Here is an 18,184-nt window from a genome sequence, read left to right on the forward strand (position 1 = left end):
GTATCCGTCTGATCGGACTACGCACCGTAGGGGCTACTCATGGCACTCTCCCGTTCGGCACGCTTAGGGGCCGTCGCGACCGCGGCGGCCTCCTTCCTTGTCATCGCCGCTTCCTCCGCCCCCACCCCGGGCGCTCCAGGCATCGGCGACAGCTACTTCCCGAACCTCGGCAACGGCGGCTTCGACGCCCGCCACTACGCCCTCGACGTGGCGTACAACCCGGACACCGACCGCCTCGACGGCCGTACGACGCTCACCGCCCGCGCCACCCAGACCCTCTCCTCCTTCGACCTGGACCTGCAGAAGCTGGAGGTCACCCGGGTCGAAGTGAACGGCAGACGCGCCGAGTTCAGCCGGGACGGCGACGAACTGCACATCACGCCGAAGGGGGTGCTCCCCAAGGGACACACCTTCACGGTCACCGTCACCTACGGCGGTGTCCCCGAACCCCTCAGCGGCCCGATCGTCTTCGGCTCCAAGTACGGGTGGATGAAGACCGCCGACGGCGTCTTCGTCGCCTGCGAACCCAACGCCGCCTCCACTTGGTTCCCGTCCAGCGACCACCCGGACGACAAGGCCACGTACGACATCCGTATCAAGGCGCCCAAGGGTCTGACCGGCGTCTCCAACGGCCGCCTCGTCTCGACGTACGACAAGGGCGACTCGACCTACACCCACTGGCGCGAGTCCAAGCCCATGGCGACCTACCTCGCGACCGCCACCATCGGGAAGTTCGACGTCAAGACGGGCACCACCCCTTCCGGGATCCCGATCTACGTCGCCATCGACCCGGTGCTCGCGAACAGCAACAACGTCGACGTGTACGCCGTCACCGCGGCGGCCACCGACTACTGGTCGCAGGTCTTCGGGCCGTACCCCTTCGAGGAGACCGGCGCGATCGTCGACGACATGCCCGAGGCCGGGTTCTCGCTGGAGGTGCAGAGCAAGCCGGCGTACTCGGCCGTGCGCAACGAGACGACGATCGTGCACGAGCTCGCCCACCAGTGGTTCGGCGACTCGGTCTCGGTCGAGCGCTGGAAGGACATCTGGCTCAACGAGGGCTTCGCCACCTACGCCCAGTGGCTGTGGGCCGAGCACCAGGGCACCCGCAGCGCCCACGACTCGTTCCTGGCCGCCTACAACGGCCGCGCCGCCGACAACCCCTTCTGGCAGATCACCGTCGCCGACCCGCAGCGCGACACCATGTTCGCCTCCGCGGTCTACCAGCGCGGGGCCATGACGCTCCAGGCGCTGCGCGAACGCATCGGCGACAAGGCGTTCTTCGAGCTGCTGCCGACCTGGACGAGGATCCACCGCTACGGCAACGCGAACACGGGGGAGTTCATCAAGCTCGCCGAGAAGATCTCCGGGCAGAACCTCGACGACCTGTTCCAGAAGTGGATCTACACCACCGGCAAACCGGCCCTGTGAGGACCGTGCGGACCCCCGAGTAAGAATGTGGGGTGCTCCAGCAACTGTTCAGCCCCTCCGTCCAGCACACGCTCGACCTCGTCGGCATCTTCGTGTTCGCCATCTCCGGCGCGCTGCTGGCCGTCCGCAAGAACTTCGACGTCTTCGGCATCGCCGTGCTCGCCGAGGTCACCGCGCTGGGCGGAGGGCTGTTCCGAGACCTGATCATCGGGGCGGTGCCCCCGGCCGCGTTCACGGACCTGGGCTACTTCCTCACCCCGCTCCTCGCCGCCCTCATGGTGGTCTTCCTGCACCCGCACGTCGAGCGCATCCAGGTCGCCGTCAACGTCTTCGACGCGGCCGGTCTCGGCCTGTTCTGCGTCGCTGGAACGATCAAGGCGTACGAGTACGGGCTCGGCCTCACCCAGTCGGCGACCCTCGGCCTCGCCACCGCGGTCGGGGGCGGTGTGCTCAGGGACGTCCTGGCCAACGAGGTGCCGTCACTGCTGCGCTGGGACCGCGATCTGTACGCGGTCCCAGCGATCGTCGGCTCCACCATGGCCGTCCTGTGCCTCCGCTACGACGCCCTGACGCCGTTCACCAGCGGGCTCGCGGTCGTCACCGCCTTCGTGTTGCGCCTGCTTGCGATGAAGTACCACTGGCGAGCTCCGCGTGCGTGGAACCGTCGGTCGACGGTGCGTGAGGAGTAGTGTTCCGGGCCCGCCCGTGGTGCTGGCCCATCTCCACGGAGAGCCAGCGGAACGACGGGACCACCTGGGGCCGCCACAGCGCCATGGTGTGGCCGCCCGCGCTCTTCGGGAGGAAGACGACATGCACGGTCGTCGGTGCCTTCGCGGCCTGTTCGAGGCCGATGCCGGCCTCGTAGCCGTCGTGCGGCTGGCCGGAGACGTAGAGCGCGATCCGCGGCGGGGTGGGTGACTTCTTCAGCAGCAGGTAGGGGTTGTTCTGGGCCCTGACCGTCGGGTTCTGCGCGGCGAGCGAGTTGCGTTCGCCGATCGGGTCGTTGTAGCCGGACATGCTGATCGCGGCCATGTAGCGGTCCGGGTGCGCTATGGCCAGCTTGGCCGCGCAGTGCCCACCGGCCGAATACCCGGCGGTCGCCCAGCCCTTGGGGCCCGGCTGGGCGCGGAAGTTGTCCGTGACCATCTTCGGTACGTCGATGCTGAGCCAGCTGTCGGCGTTGACCTGGCCCGGGATGTTGGCGCAGCCGGTGTCCACGCCGGCCAGCAGGTTGGTGCGCGGCGCGACCAGGATGAACGGCGCGACCTGGCCGCTCCGCATCAGCGGGGCCAGCTGCTGGGTCACCTTCATCGACCCGAACCAGGCCTTCGCCGAACCCGGGTAACCGGGGAGCAGTTCGACCACGGCGAACTTGTGGTTGCGGTACCGGGGCTCGTCGTACTGCGGCGGCAGCCACACGTAGACCTCGGCGTTCACACCGGAGACACGGCCCTTGAGCTGGGTCTCGCGTACGCCGCGCATCCCCGGTCCGGTGGCCGGGGTGAAGTCCTGCTTGACCTTGGGCAACCGTTTCAGCGCTATTCCGCCGGTGCCGTCGGCACCCAGGTTGGCCGCCTGCTGCACATGGTTGCCCGTGCCGAGCAGGTCGTCCCAGTTGTCGTAGAGGTTGTTGGAGTTGTTGACGAGTACGAAGACCAGCGCGACCGCCGTCCCCTGGGCGAACAGCAGCATCAGCATCCGGGCGGCAGCGCGCAGGGCCTTGGGCCCGCGCATCCGCGTCCACAGGGCGAGCGGCAGTATCAGGGCGATCGTGAAAAGCACGATCAGTGTGTAGAGGAACGGAGTCCCGGTGAGGCTCATGTCCCCATAGAGGGGCAGACGGTGCTCCGGGTTGAGGACGAGTGCGGACACTTACCAAGAAATTGCCGGAACCTCACCCGGGAGGGTGGGGGCGACCGGAACGCGTCATGTAGCCGTAACCTCAAAAGCTACCGCTTAGTAGTTTCTCGTTGTACGGTTCAGACATGTCAGAAGCAGCTTCCGCGCAGGCCGTCAGGGCCACCATCGGCGACAGCGAGTTCGACCGGGACACCGCGCTCGTCCGGCGCGCACCCGGCGTCTACGACATCGACCTCTCCGCCGGCTGGACCATCATCAACGCCGTCAACGGCGGCTATCTGCTGGCCGTCCTGGGCCGCGCCCTCGCGGACGCGCTGCCGCACGCCGACCCGTTCACGATCTCGGCGCACTATCTGACGGCGTCCCAGCCGGGCCCCGCGGTCGTCCGCACCGACGTCGTACGGACGGGCCGCACCCTGTCGACCGGCCAGGCCTCGCTCCTCCAGTACGACGAGCAGGGCCGCGAGGTGGAACGCATCCGTGTCCTCGCCTCGTACGGCGACCTGGACGCACTGCCGGACGACGTCCGTACGACGGCCGTCCCGCCGGCGTTCCCGCCCATGGACCAGTGCTTCGGCCCTCAGGACGGCCCTGCCCCTGTCGACGGCAGCTCGGCGATCACCGACCGCCTGATGATCAAGATCGACCCGTCGACCCTGGGCTGGGCACTGGGCGCCCCCTCGGGCAAGGGTGAGATGCGCGCCTGGTTCGGCCTCGCGGACGGCCGGGACGCCGACCCCCTCTCCCTCCTCCTGGCGGTGGATGCACTCCCGCCCACCGCCTTCGAGCTCGGCCTGAAGGGCTGGGTGCCCACGGTGGAGCTCACGGTCCACGTCCGCTCCCGCCCGGCCCCCGGGCCCCTGCGCGTCTCGATCACCACCCGCAACCTGGCCGGCGGCTTCCTGGAGGAGGACGCGGAGGTCTGGGACAGCAACGACCGCCTGGTGGCCCAGTCCCGCCAACTGGCACGCGTCAGGCTCGGCTGAGCGAGGCGCGCCGCGGGTTGCGCCGGCCAGAGGGGTTTCGCCCCCGCCGCCCCTACCCGTCCCGACCCGGGGGCCAGCCCCCGGACCCCCGCTCCTCAAACGCCGGAGGGGCTGGATTTGGCTCAGCCATCTCAGCCTGTCCGGCGTTTGAGGACGAGGTCGTTCAGGCTCGGCTGAGCGGAGCCCGTCCGAGCCAGGCTGCCAACTGCCGGTAGGCGTCGGCCCCTTCAGGAGTCGGCAGGACGTCGGCGAAGGGCGTCTGCTCGTCGCGCCGTGGGTCGGGCAGGACGCGGCGGGCGGTGCCGAGGGCGAACTCGGCCAGGTCCGGGTCGAGTTCGAGAGGGTGGCCGAGGGACTCGGAGAGGTCCCAGGTGTGGGTGACCAGTTCCATGACGTAGCCGGAGAGGGCCGCGCGGCCCGGCACCTCGCCCCAGGGGACGCGCACCGGGGCCTCCATGCGGTCGTCACCCGCCCAGGCCTTGAGGACCCGGGTGCGGACCTCGTCGTACACGGCCGTCCAGTCGTCGTCGGCCACGTCGTCCACGAACGGGCGTACGGCGAGCCCGTCGCCGCCCTCGCCGACCACCGCGATGCGCAGGGTGCCGCCGACGATGTGGCTGAGCAGGGTGCGTACGTCGAACTCGGTGCACGGGGTCGGGCCCGTCAGCTGCTCGGGACGTACCGTCTTGATGAGCGCCGCTGCCTGCTCGGTGGCGCGGGCGTACACGGGGCGGGGGTCGGTGGCGTTCATGGCGTTCATGGGGGCCTCTCTCTGGCGGGCTCTTCGGGTCAGAGAGTCCCCGCATAACCTGACAGCTTCCGTCAACATTTGCCGGAGGCCTTCGCACGGCGCGATTCTGGTGCGGTGAAGTCCGACCGACTGCTCTCGATCCTGCTGCTTCTGCAGACCCGCGGCCGCGTCCCCGCGCACGAACTCGCCGACCGCCTGGAGGTGTCGGTGCGGACCATCTACCGGGACGTCGAGGCCCTGTCCGCCTCCGGTGTCCCGGTCTACGCCGAGCGCGGGCGGCACGGCGGCATCGAGCTGCTCGCCGGGTTCCGTACGGACGTCACGGGCCTGACCGCCGACGAGTCCCGCGCCCTGTTCATCCTCGCCGCCCAGGGCGCACACGCCGCACTCGGCCTGGACGCGGCGCTCGGCTCAGCGCTGCGCAAGGTGATGGCCGCGCTGCCGGCGCCGCACCGCCCGGCCGCCGAGGTGACCTCCCGCCGCATCCTCGTCGACGCCACGCGCTGGAAGGGCGGTCCGCAAGCCGCCGTCGACCTGGACACCCTTCAGGACGCCGTCTTCGCCGACCGCCGGCTGCGGCTGCGCTACCGGCACAGCGGGGCGCAGGAGGCGCGGACGTACACCGTGGACCCGTACGGGCTCGTGTCGAAGGCGGGTGTCTGGTACCTGGTCGCCGACCGGCGCGGGAGACCGCAGCTCTTCCGGGCCGACCGGGTGCAGTCCGCCACCGTCCTGGACGACGAGGTGAAACGGCGGCCGGGTGTCGAACTCCCGGACGCCTGGGAGGCGTTGCGCCGCCAGGTCGAGGAGCGGCCCGGCGGACTCGACGTCACCGTGCGCGTGCGCCGCGACCGCCTCGACATGTTCCTGCGCCTGAACGCCTCTCAGCTCGCTGAACTCCCCGACGGCGAAGGAGAGGGCGAGTGGGTGACCGCGCGGCTCTCGTACGGCGTGGTCCGCGAGGCACGCCAGCTGCTGCAGTTCGCCGATCACGTGGAGGTCCTCTCGCCGCCCGAGGTGCGCGCGGAGCTGGCCGCCGCGGCCGCTTCTGTCACGGACCTGTACCAGCGAGTAGGCGAGAGCGGTTTGTGAAGCCGCAGTTCAAGGAAGCCCTGAGCGCCGTTGATTTGAAGCGTGTGCGTCTCGTCCCCGCAGTGGCTCTGCCGGCGCTCTCGCCTCTGGTCCTGGCGGCCTGCGGCTCGGGCGACTCGTCGTCGTCCTCGAACAAGGGAAACTCCGGGCAGCAGCAGGCCTGTCAGGCACCGAACGGCAACGTCACCGCGCGGCCGTCCGGCGCCCCCTCGGGCATGCCGAGCGGTACGCCCAGCGCCGGCGCGGCCACGGGCGGCGGTCAGGGCGGCCCCGGTGGTGGCGGTGCCGCACCCAGCGGTGCCCCCACCGCGTCGGCCGCCAAGAACTGACCTCGGACGCTGCCCGGGCTCAGTTCGCCCAGTGGTGCCGCCCGATGCTGATCAGCCGCATCTGGCGGGTCGCGACCTGCGCCACGCGCTCCCGGTCCCCCTGGGCGCCCTCCAGGGCCTCCAGGAACAGCGAGGCGGTGATCAGCATCTGGTCCACATACAGATGGGCCAGCATGAGCAGGTCGTCGTCGCTCCAGCCCTCGGACTCGGGGTCCTTGGCCAGCTCGGTCTTCACCTCCTCGGCGAACCGGGCCAGTTGGTCCCGGATGGCCTCCCGCACCGGCTGGACCCCGCCGTGCCGCTCGCGGGCGATAAAACGGACATGGGCGGGGTACGCGTCCACATGGCCGGCGATCAACTCGATGGCGCGCCCTATCCGTTCCTCGCTGGAGTCGGCCGCGGACACCGTCGTCCGGATCATCGGGTGCAGGCTGCCCAGCGCCTCCTCGACCAGGGCCACGCCGAGATCGGCAGTGGAGCGGAAGTGGCGGTAGAAGGCGGTCGGGGCGACGCCGACGGCGCGCGTGACCTCGCGCAGGCCCAGACTGCTCAGGCTCTGCTCCTCCAGCAGACCGAGCGCCGCGTCCAGGAGCGCCTGCCGGGTCTTCTGCTTCTGGGCCTGCCGGATGCCGAGGGTGTGACTCATGTCATCCAGTTAACAACTGTTCTCCGGATTTGAAAAGCCGTCCGGCGCGCTAGACTCTGAAGTCAGTGAACAAGTGTAACTACAACCGTTCACCGAAATTTAACGAGAGGCGCCCTTCGGGCGTCCTGGAGGGGGATCGAATCCCATGCTGTTCCTCGTCGCCGCACTCATGCTGCTCGGCGTCGTCCTGGGCACCGTGGCCCACGCGCCGCTGACCGTCACCGCCCTCGTGGCCGCCGGTATCGCCGTCTGGCTCGGCATCTTCGCCGCCCGTGAGCGCCACAGCCGCCGCACCTCGGCCAACTGACCGCCGAGTCGAGCGCCCGAACCGACTTCCGACTCATCGCCTCCTGGAGCTGAGCACGATGCAACTCACCGCCCCGGCCGCCGGCCGCGCCGACACCACCACCCGCAAGCCCGCCCGCGACGCCGACGGCATGGCCGTGGCGTCCTTCATCCTCGGCCTTCTCGGCCTCCTCGTGCTGAACATCTTCCTCGGCCCGGTCGCCATCGTCCTTGCCGCCGTCGCCCTCTGGCGCGGTACGGTCCGCCGCGGCCGCGCATACCTGGGTATGGCTCTGGGCGTGGCCGACCTGGTGGTCCTGGTGATCGCCATGCAGATGTCCAACACGGTTTCGTGGAGCCTGTGAGCCCGAGACCCACCATGACGAACGGCCGACCTCCCCGAGGACGACGGGGCCCGGCCGCCGAACCGCCCGGTCCGGACGTACGGCCGGCGACGGGGGCCCCGTAGAATCGGCCCCACCATGGCTTACCTCGACCACGCCGCGACCACGCCGATGCTCCCCGAGGCGGTCGAGGCGATGACCGCGCAGCTGAGCGTCACCGGCAACGCCTCCTCCCTCCATGCCTCCGGCCGACAGGCCCGCCGCACCGTCGAGGAGGCCCGCGAGACCCTTGCGGAAGCGCTCGGCGCCCGCCCCAGCGAGGTCGTTCTCACCTCCGGCGGCACCGAGGCCGACAACCTCGCCGTGAAGGGCCTGTACTGGTCCCGCCGCGACGCCGACCCGGCCCGCACCCGCGTCCTCGCCAGCCCCGTCGAACACCACGCGGTCCTCGACGCCGTCCACTGGCTCGGCGAACACGAAGGCGCCACCGTCGAGTACCTCCCGGTCGACCCGTACGGACGGGTCCACCCCGAGGCGCTGCGCGAGGCCATCGCCCGCAACCCCGACGACGTGGCCCTCGCCACCGTGATGTGGGCGAACAACGAGATCGGCACGGTCATGCCGGTCCGTGAACTCGCCGACGTGGCACGGGAGTTCGACATCCCGCTGCATGCCGACGCGGTCCAGGCCTTCGGCCAGGTCCCGGTCGACTTCGCCGCCTCCGGCCTCGCCGCGATGACGGTCTCCGGCCACAAGATCGGCGGCCCGTACGGCATCGGTGCCCTGGTCCTCGGCCGCGAGTACACCCCCGTACCGGTCCTGCACGGCGGCGGCCAGGAGCGTCATGTCCGCTCCGGCACCCTCGACGTCCCCGCCGTCGCCTCCTTCGCGGTGGCCGGACGCCTCGCCGCCGAGCAGCGCGAGTGGTTCGAGCGTGAGATCGGCGCCCTGCGCGACAGCCTGGTGGAGGCCGTCCGCGCGGCGGTGCCGGACGCGATCCTGGGCGGGGACCCCGTGGACCGCCTCCCGGCCAACGCCCACTTCACCTTCCCGGGCTGCGAGGGCGACTCGCTGCTGCTGCTCCTCGACGCCCAGGGCATCGAGTGCTCCACCGGCTCCGCCTGCACCGCGGGCGTCGCCCAGCCCAGCCACGTCCTGCTCGCCACCGGCACCGACCCGGACCTGGCCCGCGGCACCCTCCGCTTCTCCCTCGGCCACACCTCCACGGAGGCCGACGTCGAGGCACTGGCGAAGGCGATCGGCCCGGCGGTCGAGCGTGCGCGAGCCGCCGGGCTGACCTGAACCGGCGCCGCTAGCCAGGGTGGCGGTGTCGGTCGCGGCGCTCGCCTTGTTCTTGCCCGCCTCGGTCAGCAGCGAGAAGGCGCCCCCAGCCGGGCTTCGTGGTGTGCTGTGAGGGCGCCCTGAGCGTCTGCCCCACCCAACTACCTTGAAAAAAGCCAAGTTGAGCAAGGCCAGATCGCGCCGGGCGTGAGGGACGCAACGGACACCTCGTCCCCGCGGAAGGCTTTACGACTTCGTTGTCTTCACCGACCGCACGAGCCCCATGTACCGGTCCCAGTCCCAGTACCGCCCCGGGTCGGTGTGGTCCGTCCCCGGCACCTCCACATGCCCGATGATGTGCTCGCGGTCGACGGGTATGCCGTACCGCCGGCAGATCCCCGCGGTCAGCCGCGCCGAGGAGGCGTACATCGCGTCCGTGAAGGACGATCTGTCCTCGACGAAGCCCTCGTGCTCGATGCCGACACTGCGTTCGTTGTACTCCCGGTTGCCCGCGTGGAAGGCCACGTCCAGCTCGCGGATCATCTGGGTGATGCGCCCGTCCCTGCGGACGATGTAGTGGGCCGCGGCCTTGTGATCCGGATCCTGGAAGGCCTTCACCGCGCTGACGAAGTCGCCCTGGGTGACATGGATGACCACCCGGTCTATCGAGTAGTCGTCCGGCCGGTCGGCCCGCCGGTAGTTCGCCGGCGAGGCCGCCAGCCACCGCGCACCCCGGAAGTCGACCGCACCCGGGGTGCGCGGCTTCTCCACCCCCGGCAGCCGCCACCACAGGTGCGACAGCTCCGCACGCGCCAGCACCGCCGTGCCGACCGCGGCCGCCGCGCCGCCCAGCAGCAGCGCACGGCGCCCGATCCGCCGGTCCGAGTCACTCCTGCTCGCCCCCATGTGATCACCAACGGATACTCGTGGGCTCCGGTTCCCGCGTCCCCGTACTCTTGAAGGGCTATGACTGACACCTCGCAGCGCCCCCGCCCTCTTCGCGTTCTCGCCGCCATGTCCGGCGGAGTGGACTCCGCCGTCGCCGCCGCCCGCGCCGCGGAGGCCGGCCACGACGTGACCGGCGTCCACCTCGCGCTCTCCGCGAACCCGCAATCCTTCCGCACGGGCGCGCGTGGCTGTTGCACCATCGAGGACTCGCGCGACGCCCGCCGCGCCGCGGACGTCATCGGCATCCCGTTCTACGTCTGGGACCTCGCCGACCGGTTCCGCGAGGACGTGGTCGAGGACTTCGTCGCCGAGTACGAGGCCGGCCGCACCCCGAACCCCTGCCTGCGCTGCAACGAGAAGATCAAGTTCGCGGCCCTGCTCGACAAGGCCCTGGCCCTCGGCTTCGACGCCGTCTGCACCGGCCACTACGCCCAGGTGATCGTGAACGAGGACGGCACCCGCGAGCTGCACCGCGCCTCGGACATGGCCAAGGACCAGTCGTACGTCCTCGGCGTCCTGGACGAGAGGCAGCTGGCGCACGCCCTCTTCCCGCTCGGCGACACCGTGACGACCAAGGACGAGATCCGTGCCGAGGCCGAGCGCCGCGGTCTCGCGGTCGCCAAGAAGCCCGACTCGCACGACATCTGCTTCATCGCCGACGGCGACACCCAGGGCTTCCTGGCGAACCGGCTCGGCAAGGCGGAGGGCGACATCGTCGACGAGTCCGGGGCGAAGATCGGCACCCACGAGGGCGCGTACGGCTTCACCATCGGCCAGCGCAAGGGCCTGCGCATCGGCACCCCGGCACCCGACGGCAAGCCGCGCTACGTCCTGGACATCTCGCCGGTGAACAACACGGTGACGGTCGGCCCGGCCGACGCCCTGGACGTGACCGCCCTGACCGCGATCAAGCCCCGCTGGTGCGGCACGGCCCCCTCCGGGCCCGGCACGTACACCGCCCAGCTGCGCGCCCACGGCGGCGAGACCGAGGTCACCGCCGAACTGGTCGACGGCACCCTGGAGGTCTCCTTCACGGAGCCGGTCCGTGGTGTCGCCCCCGGCCAGGCGATCGTGCTGTACGACGGCACGCGCGTGGTGGGCTCGGCGACGATCGCGACGACCACGCGCGCGAGGACGACGACCTCGGTCGTCTGACCGTCTCTAGGAAGGCGCCCAGAGCTCGAACCGGCTGCTGCCCCAGCCCGCTGCGTACGGCACCGTGCCGATGAGGCGGTAGCCGGTCGAGTGGACGAGCGCGTCGCGGACGGTGGTGCTCCGGCCCGTCGGGTTGCCCCGGTCCAGCACGATCAGCGTGAAGTGCCGTTCGGACACGGCCGCCTTGAAGCCGGCCGCGCCCGTGAGGTGCCGTCCGGAACGGGTCGTGTAGTCGATCGTGTACGTCGAGTTCCACTGCCGGTACGAAGTGTCCTTGCCCAGCTCGTAGACCGGCACCTCGTAGGTGTCGGCGAGGTAGTGCCCGTGGGCGTTCACGTAGGGCCGTGTCGCGGCCACCAGGCCCCTGGAGTCGGGCCAGGTGTGGAAGTTGTCGTACGCCTGCGACATGCCGCTGGAGAGCAGCACCACGCCCAGGAAGATCGCCCACTGCGGGTACTTGAAGTGCGCGCCCATCAGCCGGGTGACGCCGACCCCGGCCAGCGGTGCCGCGAAGAACAGGCCGTAGCCGATGTGCTTGTGCAGCGAGACCCCGGTGTGCAGGTGCAGCTGGTAGGCGGGCGCGAGCAGGGCCGTGCCGACCAGCAGCAGGCCGAGCGCGGCCCGCCAGCGGGCCCCCGGCAGGTTCCCGCGCCAGCCCGGCATCTCGCTCATCCGGCCGGTGCGGACGTACGAGAACGCCCCCACAAGGGCCACGGCGACCGCCAGGCCGCCCCAGCGGGCGCAGTCGCGCAGGATCTGCCCGGAGGGCGTCGTACCGGCCGCACGGGCCGTCGTGGTGGACTGGATCGCCGCGAGGTACCCGGAGGCGTACAGCCCCGCGCCCAGCAGCGCGGCGGTGACCACGCAGAGCAGCACGCCACGCAGCAACGCCCGCGGCAGACCGCGCCGTTGGTAGGCGGTCAGGACGCACAGCAGCACCACGGTGGGCAGATACAGCGCGGAGGCGTACTTGACCCCCACGGCGAGCGCGGCGACCGGCGCGGCGAGCAGGGCCGGCAGCGGGTGTGCGTCCGATGTGCGTACGACGATCCAGGCGGCCAGCGCCAGCAGGAACAGGGCGAGGGCGTCGTAGGTCGCGAAGTTGCCCATGAACGCCGTGGACTGGGCGATGGCGAAGACACCGGCCGCGCACAGACCCGCACGCTCGTTGAACAGGCGGCGCGTCATCGCGTACAGCAGGGAGGTGCAGCCCAGCATGCAGGCGAGGCTCAGTGCGCGGGCCCCGGCCAGACCGAACACGGAGTCGACGGCGGCCGCGAGGACCGGGTAGAGGACGGGCGCCCCGGAGAAGTAGCTCTCGAAGCCGCCGTAGAGCTTCGTGCCGTGCAGCAGGTGGCCGAGCTCGGCGTGCCCGGCGAAGAGGTACAGGGCCTCGTCCTCGAAGGCCGTGTTCTGCAGCCGCAGCGACAGCGCGGTCTGCATGACCAGCAGGGCCAGCAGGACCAGTCGGCTGACCCAGACACGGCGCGAGCTGGCCTCGGCCGACCAGCCGGAGTCGGGGACGGGGCGCAGGGTGTAGCCGCCCGGCCGGGGCCGCAGCACGCGCAGCTGCATCGTCTCGGCGACCCGGCGGCGGGCCTTCGGCCGCGCCACGGGCAGTTGCATGGTCGAGTCGTTCTGCTCCATCTGCGGCCCCCTACAGATTGCGGACGTCGAAGCCGAAGGAGCCGTCCGCGGCCGCCTTCCGGAACGCGGCGAGCGACAGGGGGCCGCTGTCGATGCGCCAGTCGGCCTCCTTCTTGAGGTTGAACCAGACCAGGCCCAGCACGTCGGCACGCGCGCGTACCCCCGCGAACAGGTCGGCGATCTGGGTGGGCTTGCTCTCCCCGGCCTGGACACCCGTCTCCGCGATCAGGAACGGCTTGTCGCTGAAGCGGCGGATCTCGGTCATGGTCGGCCCGAACAGGGTGCGGAAGGTGGTCGGGCCGCGCAGCGCGTAGTAGCCGACGACGCCCACCCAGTCCACGTACGCGTCCCCGGGGTAGTACGGCTTGAGCCGGACGTCGGGGACCGGGTTGATGACGTTCGGGCTCCACACCCAGATGACGTCGGCCGCGCCCTCGTCCGTGAACAGGTCGTGGATGTGCCGCCACGCGCGCGCGAAGTCGGCCGCCCTGGTCTTCCCGCTGCCCCAGGGGTACCAGCCCCCGTTCATCTCGTGCCCGAAGCTCAGCGCGAGCGGCCGGTTGTAGTCGCGCACGGCGTCCGCGAACTCCCGGATGTACGCGTCGTCCTGTCCGGCGGCGATCTGCGCTGCCGTACGGGAGAAGGGTTCCCAGACCAGGAAGGGCAGTTGGCCGTCGTCCCACACGGCACGGTTGACGTCCGCCTGGAACGGGTCGCCCCACTTCGCGTAGTACTCGCGCAGGTCGGGCTGCTTCCCGGCCTTGCCGGCGAAGGCGGTCACAGGCGCGGAGGCGCGGGGCGAGCCGTTGAAGGCGACACCGAGGAACTTGTGGTCCGGCTTCAGCAAGGGCCTTATGTCGTACGGCGGTTCGGTGCTCTGTGTCTGCTGCTGCGCCTTGGCGGCCGCGGCCGCGGAGACCTGCGGGGCGGGCGGTGCGCAGGCGGAGACGGCCGCCAGCAGACAGCCCGCGAGGGCGAGCAGCAGGCGACGGGGGCCGGTCACAGGGACAATCCGGCTCATACGGCGGCCGCCTCGGCGCGCGGCTGGATGAGGGCGCGGGCGACCGCGACGCCGTAGAAGAGGCCGGAGGCGAGCATCAGGGCGTAGTCGGAGGGGCTGAGCGAGGTGCTCATCCGCCAGACCGCGACCGCGATCCAGGCCACGGCGGTCGTCCCGCTCCAGGCCCACATGCCGATCCACAGGCGGCGCGTCTTGCTGCCCTTGGCGCCGCCCGCTCCGGTCGGCGTCCAGCCCATCGGGCGGCGGCGCACGGTGTCCCAGATGGCGAAGGCGTGCGCCCAGCCGTACAGGATGCGGGTGGCCCAGGCCTCCAGGCGGTAGGGGTTGCGGTGCCAGATCGGGTAGATCACGGTCAGATAGACGACGCTGGGCAGCACCAGGCCGATGTTCGCCAGCTTCAGCTGCTCGGGGGCCGCCAGCATGATCGTCAGGGCGATGAGCGGGCCGCTGAAGGTCAGCAGCCCGGTCTCGATGTAGTAGACGAATCCGGACAGATAGCACAGCCGGCTGACGAAGCGCATCTTCGTGCGCCAGAAGTCCTTGCTGCCGAGCATCGCGAGCGAGGCCATGCACCAGCGGTACTGCTGGCTGTAGAAGGCGCCCACCGTGTCCGGGCACACCCCGGTGGACAGCGCGACCGGTACGTACGTCAGATCCCATCCACGCGCGCGTAGTTCGAACCCGGTGTACATGTCCTCGGAGTGCTCGACCAGGCTGGTGCCGCCGATCTCGGCCAGGGCGCTGCGCCGGTACACCGCGCAGCTGCCGACGCAGATCGAGCCGTCGCTCTTCTGCCGGGACACCTGGACGCTGCGGTAGAACAGCTCCTGCACGGCCGCGGCCCCGCGCTCGATCCAGTTCTGCTGGTCCAGGACCCGGAAGAACTGCGGCGACTGCACGATGCCGGTGCGCGGCTCGCGGTCCATGTACGGCAGCAGCTCGTGAAGAAGATCCGCGCGGGGCGCGAAGTCGGCGTCCAGGATGAGGATGAACTCGCCCGAGGAGCGCTCGAAGCCGTGCCGCAGATTGCCCGCCTTCTTCATCCAGCCCCGGTTGGGCCGCACCAGGTACCGGAAGCCGAAGTCGTCGGCCATGGCGCCGATCTCCGCGTCGTCGGAGTCGTCCAGCACGATCGGGGTGACCGTCCCCGGGTAGCGCTCGGCCAGCGTGCGCACGTGCAGCCAGGTGTTGTGCAGCACCTCGATGGGCTCCCCGCACACCGGCAGGAACACGTCGACATCCGGATACCGCTCCGGCTGCCAGGCCTTGACCAGACGGCGGTGCCCGCGCAGGTCGAAGCTCGGGGTGAAGGCGTCCAGCCGGAACGAGATCAGAAAGCTCACCACGGACAGCAGCAGGAGCGGTATGTACGCCCAGATCCATGCGCTGGTCGCCGCCGCCTGCACCTGACTGATCACCAGGCACACGAACCCGACGAGGGAGGAGTACGTCAGCACCCAGGTGTGGCGCCTGACGTACGAGATCTTCTCCCGGTCGTCGGGAGGGGAGGGCAGCAGCCCGGTCCGATCATGGCCGGAAAGTGCCTTGCGCGGTTCGGCCCGGCGGCGGCGCTGCGGCGGGATCGCCGGGATACCGCCGTCGGGCAGGGTGTGCGCGGTGTTCATGGGTCGTGCTCCACAAGCGAGCCGGAATGCCGGGGGACAAGGAGGCTCGCCGGAAGCGCGAGTTCATTGTGAATCTTATGTGGCTATTCCACCCCGGTAGGTTTCGGGTTCATCAAGTCTCGAGGTGGGAGCGCGCCCATCTAGAGGAACTCCGCCAGCGCCGGCGCGAGGACGTTCGGATCCACCATGTGGGTCTGTCCCTCCAGGATTCGATACGTTCCCTGGGGTGCCGTTTCGGCCACGGCGCGGGCGGCCTCGCGCATCCAGGCGGGGCTCGCGCTGCCCGCGAGGGACAGAACGGGCACATCGATCCCGGCCAGCCGGTCGCGCGGCACCAGACCGTCCCCCATCACGGCGTTGTCGTACGCCAGGCTCGGCGCGATCGCCTCCATGCCCGCCCACATGGGGGAGTTGCGGGCGCCCTGGATCATCTCCTCGGCCAGCCCGGTGAGCCTGAGGAACAGCTCGACCGCGTCCCCGAGCCGGCCCTGCCCGAGCGCCTCGTCGAGCCGCTCGGTGTACTCGGCGCGCTCCTTCGCGCCACCCTCGTACACCGCGAACGGCACCTCGTACACGGCGACGCGACGGACCGGCAGCCCGCTCGCGGCCGCCTCCAGGACCAGCGCGCCGCCCGACGAGATGCCGTACAGCGAGGCCTCGCCGCCCACCGCGTCGATGAGCGCGGCGAGATCCTCGACCTCGCGGGCCACGGCGTACGGCTGGGTGTCGCCGCTCTCGCCGCGGCCCCGGCGGTCGTAGGAGACGACGCTGAAGCGCCCGGCGAGCGGCCCGGCGAGGGGTGCCACGGTGGCGCCCGTCGACATCGCGCCGCTGACGAGGATGACCGCGGGCCCCTGCCCGGTGCGTTGATAGGCGAGGGAGGTGCCGTCGCGCGAAATGGTCTTCTTGTCCATGCCTGTGGAGACTGCCCCAAGGCAGGGAAATAATCGCCCTTACGCGCTGAAGAGCCGGCTCAGGACACCTCGACTTCGTAGAAGCAGAGGTGGTCCTTGATCTCGGCGACCTCGGGCTTGGGCTCGGGATAGGACCACACCAGGTCCGCCGCGTCCGGCAGCGACCAGTAGCTCGCGGTGCCCTTGAACGGGCAGTAGGTGTGGGTGTCGGACGGGGTCAGCAGATCGAGCCGTACGTCCTCGGCAGGGAGGTAGTACCGCGGCGGACAGCCCGTCTCCCTGAGGATGAGGGGCCGTTCGCTCTCCGCCAGGACCTGCTCGCCGTGCACCACGCGCACGTGCTGGTCGCTTTGCTCGATGGTGATCGTGTGTCCTTCGGTCATGCCGGAAAAGCATTCGCGGAGCCCCGTTTCTTCCCGCGTACGGTGAGGGCATGCGAATCTGCGTCTTCCTCTCCGCCGCCGACCTCGACGACCGCTACACGCGCCCGGCTCGCGAGTTCGCGAAACTGCTGGGCAAGGGCGGCCACACCCTGGTGTGGGGCGGTTCGGACGTCGGCCTGATGAAGGTGGTCGCCGACGGCGTGCAGGAGGCCGGAGGACGGCTGTGCGGGGTCTCCGTGGACTTCCTGGCGGCCAAGGCGCGGCCCGGCGCCGACGAGATGGTGATCGCGAAGGACCTCGCCGAGCGGAAGAGGCTGCTTCTGGAGAAGGCCGACGCGGTGGTGGTCATGGTCGGCGGGACGGGAACGCTGGACGAAGCCACGGAGATCCTGGAACTGAAGAAGCACGGCCACACCGACAAGCCGGTCGTCCTGCTCAACACGGCGGGCTTCTACGACGGCCTCAAGGAGCAGTTCCGGCGCATGGAGGACGAGGGGTTCCTGCCCCGGCCCCTCACCGACCTGGTGTTCTTCGCGGAGGAGCCGGTGGGTGCGCTGGCCTACCTGGAGGAGAGCCAGGGCGTCGAGTGAGGCGCGCGTGAAGCGGGCGGTGGAAGGGCTCGGCGCTGCGCGGACCCCGGCGGGTGCGAGCATGGCGGGCATGGCTACCCATGTGATCACCGGAGCGGGCTCCGGCATCGGCGCGGCCGTCGCCCGCCGCCTCCACGCGCGCGGGGACGAACTCGTGCTGCACGCGCGCGACGCGGGCCGCGCCAAGGAACTCGCGGCGGAGTTTCCCGGGGCGAGGACGCTGGTCGGCGATCTGTCCGACCCGGACAAGCTGTCCTGGGCCTTCTCGCACCAGACGCTGCCGGACCGCGTCGACTCCCTGCTCCACATCGCGGGTGTGGTCGACCTCGGACCGGTCGGCGAGCTGACGCCCAAGTCCTGGCGCCACCAGCTCAACGTCAACCTGATCGCCCCGGCCGAGCTGACCCGCCACTTCCTGCCCCAACTCCGCGCCGCCCGCGGCCATGTGGTCTTCGTCAACTCCGGAGCGGGCCTGAACGCCCACGCCGAATGGTCCGCCTACGCGGCCTCGAAACACGGCCTGAAGGCCCTGGCCGACTCCCTGCGGCACGAGGAGCACGGCAACGGCGTGCGTGTCACCTCGGTCTATCCCGGCCGCACCGCCAGTCCCATGCAGGCCAAGGTCCACCAGCAGGAGGGCAAGGAGTACGACGCGTCGAAGTGGATCGACCCCGAGTCCGTCGCGACGACGATTCTGATGGCCGTCGATCTGCCGAGGGATGCGGAGGTCAATGACCTGACGGTGCGACCGGGTCGGTGACGGATGTTTTCGCTACCGGGGGCCAGCCCCCGGACCCCCGCTCCTCAAACGCCGGAGGGGCTGGATTTGGCCCAGCCATCTCAGCCCGTCCGCGCAGGACGCTCAGATAACGGCGTGACGCGCGGTCGCCCATTCG

Annotated in this window: 20 protein-coding genes; 11 read left to right on the top strand and 9 right to left on the bottom strand. The window is 70.5% G+C overall.

What is annotated here, in order from left to right:
• Positions 1 to 39: 39 nt before the first annotated feature.
• Together ACWDAG_RS45740 and ACWDAG_RS45745 are read left to right on the top strand one after the other, a co-directional pair.
• Positions 40 to 1,431, top strand: coding sequence for a M1 family metallopeptidase (locus tag ACWDAG_RS45740; protein WP_450701512.1), 1,392 nt, complete (start codon positions 40 to 42; stop codon positions 1,429 to 1,431).
• Between the two features lie 32 nt (positions 1,432 to 1,463).
• Positions 1,464 to 2,120 (top strand): trimeric intracellular cation channel family protein, encoded by a 657-nt coding sequence (locus ACWDAG_RS45745; RefSeq protein WP_450701513.1) that lies wholly within the window; start codon positions 1,464 to 1,466, stop codon positions 2,118 to 2,120.
• On the opposite strand, the gene ACWDAG_RS45750 is transcribed toward ACWDAG_RS45745, so the two are convergent.
• A complete protein-coding gene (locus tag ACWDAG_RS45750; protein ID WP_450701530.1) occupies positions 2,029 to 3,252 on the bottom strand; it encodes an alpha/beta hydrolase in 1,224 nt (407 codons plus the stop codon). The genes ACWDAG_RS45745 and ACWDAG_RS45750 overlap by 92 nt on opposite strands.
• A gap of 164 nt (positions 3,253 to 3,416) precedes the next feature.
• Here ACWDAG_RS45750 and ACWDAG_RS45755 point away from each other — a divergent pair, with 164 nt between their 5' ends.
• A complete protein-coding gene (locus ACWDAG_RS45755; RefSeq protein ID WP_450701514.1) occupies positions 3,417 to 4,277 on the top strand; it encodes a thioesterase family protein in 861 nt (286 codons plus the stop codon).
• A 163-nt stretch (positions 4,278 to 4,440) separates the two neighbouring features.
• On the opposite strand, the gene ACWDAG_RS45760 is transcribed toward ACWDAG_RS45755, so the two are convergent.
• Positions 4,441 to 5,028 (bottom strand): TIGR03086 family metal-binding protein, encoded by a 588-nt coding sequence (locus ACWDAG_RS45760; protein ID WP_450701531.1) that lies wholly within the window; start codon positions 5,026 to 5,028, stop codon positions 4,441 to 4,443.
• Positions 5,029 to 5,142: 114 nt separating this feature from the next.
• On the opposite strand from ACWDAG_RS45760, the gene ACWDAG_RS45765 reads away from it, so the two are divergent.
• Together ACWDAG_RS45765 and ACWDAG_RS45770 are read left to right on the top strand one after the other, a co-directional pair.
• A complete protein-coding gene (locus ACWDAG_RS45765; protein ID WP_450701515.1) occupies positions 5,143 to 6,120 on the top strand; it encodes a helix-turn-helix transcriptional regulator in 978 nt (325 codons plus the stop codon).
• 62 nt (positions 6,121 to 6,182) lie between these two features.
• Entirely contained in the window at positions 6,183 to 6,449 is a 267-nt protein-coding gene (locus tag ACWDAG_RS45770) for a hypothetical protein (protein WP_450701516.1), read from the top strand.
• A 19-nt stretch (positions 6,450 to 6,468) separates the two neighbouring features.
• On the opposite strand, the gene ACWDAG_RS45775 is transcribed toward ACWDAG_RS45770, so the two are convergent.
• Entirely contained in the window at positions 6,469 to 7,095 is a 627-nt protein-coding gene (locus ACWDAG_RS45775) for a TetR family transcriptional regulator (RefSeq protein ID WP_450701517.1), read from the bottom strand.
• A gap of 145 nt (positions 7,096 to 7,240) precedes the next feature.
• Between ACWDAG_RS45775 and ACWDAG_RS45780 the strand changes: the two genes are divergently transcribed.
• The 3 genes from ACWDAG_RS45780 (at position 7,241) to ACWDAG_RS45790 (ending at position 9,026) form a co-directional block, all read left to right on the top strand.
• Complete coding sequence (locus ACWDAG_RS45780) at positions 7,241 to 7,402, top strand: hypothetical protein (RefSeq protein WP_030942782.1); 162 nt, start codon at positions 7,241 to 7,243, stop codon at positions 7,400 to 7,402.
• Between the two features lie 58 nt (positions 7,403 to 7,460).
• On the top strand, positions 7,461 to 7,745 hold the full coding sequence (locus ACWDAG_RS45785; RefSeq protein ID WP_450701518.1) for a DUF4190 domain-containing protein: 285 nt from the start codon (positions 7,461 to 7,463) through the stop codon (positions 7,743 to 7,745).
• 117 nt (positions 7,746 to 7,862) lie between these two features.
• Positions 7,863 to 9,026, top strand: coding sequence for a cysteine desulfurase family protein (locus ACWDAG_RS45790; protein WP_450701519.1), 1,164 nt, complete (start codon positions 7,863 to 7,865; stop codon positions 9,024 to 9,026).
• Positions 9,027 to 9,251: 225 nt separating this feature from the next.
• Here ACWDAG_RS45790 and ACWDAG_RS45795 read toward each other — a convergent pair whose 3' ends face one another.
• A complete protein-coding gene (locus ACWDAG_RS45795; protein ID WP_450701520.1) occupies positions 9,252 to 9,911 on the bottom strand; it encodes an N-acetylmuramoyl-L-alanine amidase in 660 nt (219 codons plus the stop codon).
• Between the two features lie 60 nt (positions 9,912 to 9,971).
• On the opposite strand from ACWDAG_RS45795, the gene mnmA reads away from it, so the two are divergent.
• Positions 9,972 to 11,108 carry a tRNA 2-thiouridine(34) synthase MnmA gene (gene mnmA, locus ACWDAG_RS45800; protein ID WP_450701521.1) on the top strand — a complete coding sequence of 379 codons (1,137 nt, stop codon included), beginning with the start codon at positions 9,972 to 9,974 and terminating at the stop codon, positions 11,106 to 11,108.
• A gap of 6 nt (positions 11,109 to 11,114) precedes the next feature.
• Here mnmA and ACWDAG_RS45805 read toward each other — a convergent pair whose 3' ends face one another.
• From ACWDAG_RS45805 to ACWDAG_RS45825, 5 genes are all read right to left on the bottom strand, one after another.
• Complete coding sequence (locus tag ACWDAG_RS45805) at positions 11,115 to 12,755, bottom strand: glycosyltransferase family 39 protein (protein WP_450701522.1); 1,641 nt, start codon at positions 12,753 to 12,755, stop codon at positions 11,115 to 11,117.
• A 10-nt stretch (positions 12,756 to 12,765) separates the two neighbouring features.
• The gene (locus tag ACWDAG_RS45810; RefSeq protein WP_450701523.1) at positions 12,766 to 13,776 is read right to left on the bottom strand and encodes a glycoside hydrolase family 26 protein; all 1,011 of its coding nucleotides are present in this window, start codon (positions 13,774 to 13,776) and stop codon (positions 12,766 to 12,768) included.
• Positions 13,773 to 15,401: a glycosyltransferase family 2 protein gene (locus ACWDAG_RS45815; RefSeq protein ID WP_450701524.1), complete on the bottom strand. Its 1,629-nt coding sequence runs from the start codon at positions 15,399 to 15,401 to the stop codon at positions 13,773 to 13,775. The genes ACWDAG_RS45810 and ACWDAG_RS45815 overlap by 4 nt, the downstream gene beginning before the upstream one ends.
• Before the next feature lie 140 nt (positions 15,402 to 15,541).
• Positions 15,542 to 16,315: an alpha/beta fold hydrolase gene (locus tag ACWDAG_RS45820; RefSeq protein ID WP_450701525.1), complete on the bottom strand. Its 774-nt coding sequence runs from the start codon at positions 16,313 to 16,315 to the stop codon at positions 15,542 to 15,544.
• Positions 16,316 to 16,374: 59 nt separating this feature from the next.
• A complete protein-coding gene (locus ACWDAG_RS45825; RefSeq protein ID WP_450701526.1) occupies positions 16,375 to 16,698 on the bottom strand; it encodes a DUF427 domain-containing protein in 324 nt (107 codons plus the stop codon).
• A 50-nt stretch (positions 16,699 to 16,748) separates the two neighbouring features.
• Between ACWDAG_RS45825 and ACWDAG_RS45830 the strand changes: the two genes are divergently transcribed.
• Positions 16,749 to 17,288 carry an LOG family protein gene (locus tag ACWDAG_RS45830; protein WP_450701527.1) on the top strand — a complete coding sequence of 180 codons (540 nt, stop codon included), beginning with the start codon at positions 16,749 to 16,751 and terminating at the stop codon, positions 17,286 to 17,288.
• Positions 17,289 to 17,349: 61 nt separating this feature from the next.
• Positions 17,350 to 18,048 carry an SDR family oxidoreductase gene (locus ACWDAG_RS45835; protein WP_450701528.1) on the top strand — a complete coding sequence of 233 codons (699 nt, stop codon included), beginning with the start codon at positions 17,350 to 17,352 and terminating at the stop codon, positions 18,046 to 18,048.
• Positions 18,049 to 18,184: the final 136 nt, after the last annotated feature.

Source organism: Streptomyces sp. NPDC001157 (assembly GCF_053598255.1).

Bases quoted from the DNA above. Each gene is read 5' to 3' on its own strand.
- ACWDAG_RS45740 (WP_450701512.1), top strand. From the start codon at position 40: ATGGCACTCTCCCGTTCGGCACGCTTAGGGGCCGTCGCGACCGCGGCG.
- ACWDAG_RS45750 (WP_450701530.1), bottom strand. From the start codon at position 3,252: ATGAGCCTCACCGGGACTCCGTTCCTCTACACACTGATCGTGCTTTTC.
- ACWDAG_RS45755 (WP_450701514.1), top strand. From the start codon at position 3,417: ATGTCAGAAGCAGCTTCCGCGCAGGCCGTCAGGGCCACCATCGGCGAC.
- ACWDAG_RS45760 (WP_450701531.1), bottom strand. From the start codon at position 5,028: ATGAACGCCACCGACCCCCGCCCCGTGTACGCCCGCGCCACCGAGCAG.
- ACWDAG_RS45775 (WP_450701517.1), bottom strand. From the start codon at position 7,095: ATGAGTCACACCCTCGGCATCCGGCAGGCCCAGAAGCAGAAGACCCGG.
- ACWDAG_RS45780 (WP_030942782.1), top strand. From the start codon at position 7,241: ATGCTGTTCCTCGTCGCCGCACTCATGCTGCTCGGCGTCGTCCTGGGC.
- ACWDAG_RS45785 (WP_450701518.1), top strand. From the start codon at position 7,461: ATGCAACTCACCGCCCCGGCCGCCGGCCGCGCCGACACCACCACCCGC.
- ACWDAG_RS45790 (WP_450701519.1), top strand. From the start codon at position 7,863: ATGGCTTACCTCGACCACGCCGCGACCACGCCGATGCTCCCCGAGGCG.
- ACWDAG_RS45795 (WP_450701520.1), bottom strand. From the start codon at position 9,911: ATGGGGGCGAGCAGGAGTGACTCGGACCGGCGGATCGGGCGCCGTGCG.
- mnmA (WP_450701521.1), top strand. From the start codon at position 9,972: ATGACTGACACCTCGCAGCGCCCCCGCCCTCTTCGCGTTCTCGCCGCC.
- ACWDAG_RS45805 (WP_450701522.1), bottom strand. From the start codon at position 12,755: ATGGAGCAGAACGACTCGACCATGCAACTGCCCGTGGCGCGGCCGAAG.
- ACWDAG_RS45810 (WP_450701523.1), bottom strand. From the start codon at position 13,776: ATGAGCCGGATTGTCCCTGTGACCGGCCCCCGTCGCCTGCTGCTCGCC.
- ACWDAG_RS45815 (WP_450701524.1), bottom strand. From the start codon at position 15,401: ATGAACACCGCGCACACCCTGCCCGACGGCGGTATCCCGGCGATCCCG.
- ACWDAG_RS45820 (WP_450701525.1), bottom strand. From the start codon at position 16,315: ATGGACAAGAAGACCATTTCGCGCGACGGCACCTCCCTCGCCTATCAA.
- ACWDAG_RS45825 (WP_450701526.1), bottom strand. From the start codon at position 16,698: ATGACCGAAGGACACACGATCACCATCGAGCAAAGCGACCAGCACGTG.
- ACWDAG_RS45830 (WP_450701527.1), top strand. From the start codon at position 16,749: ATGCGAATCTGCGTCTTCCTCTCCGCCGCCGACCTCGACGACCGCTAC.
- ACWDAG_RS45835 (WP_450701528.1), top strand. From the start codon at position 17,350: ATGGCGGGCATGGCTACCCATGTGATCACCGGAGCGGGCTCCGGCATC.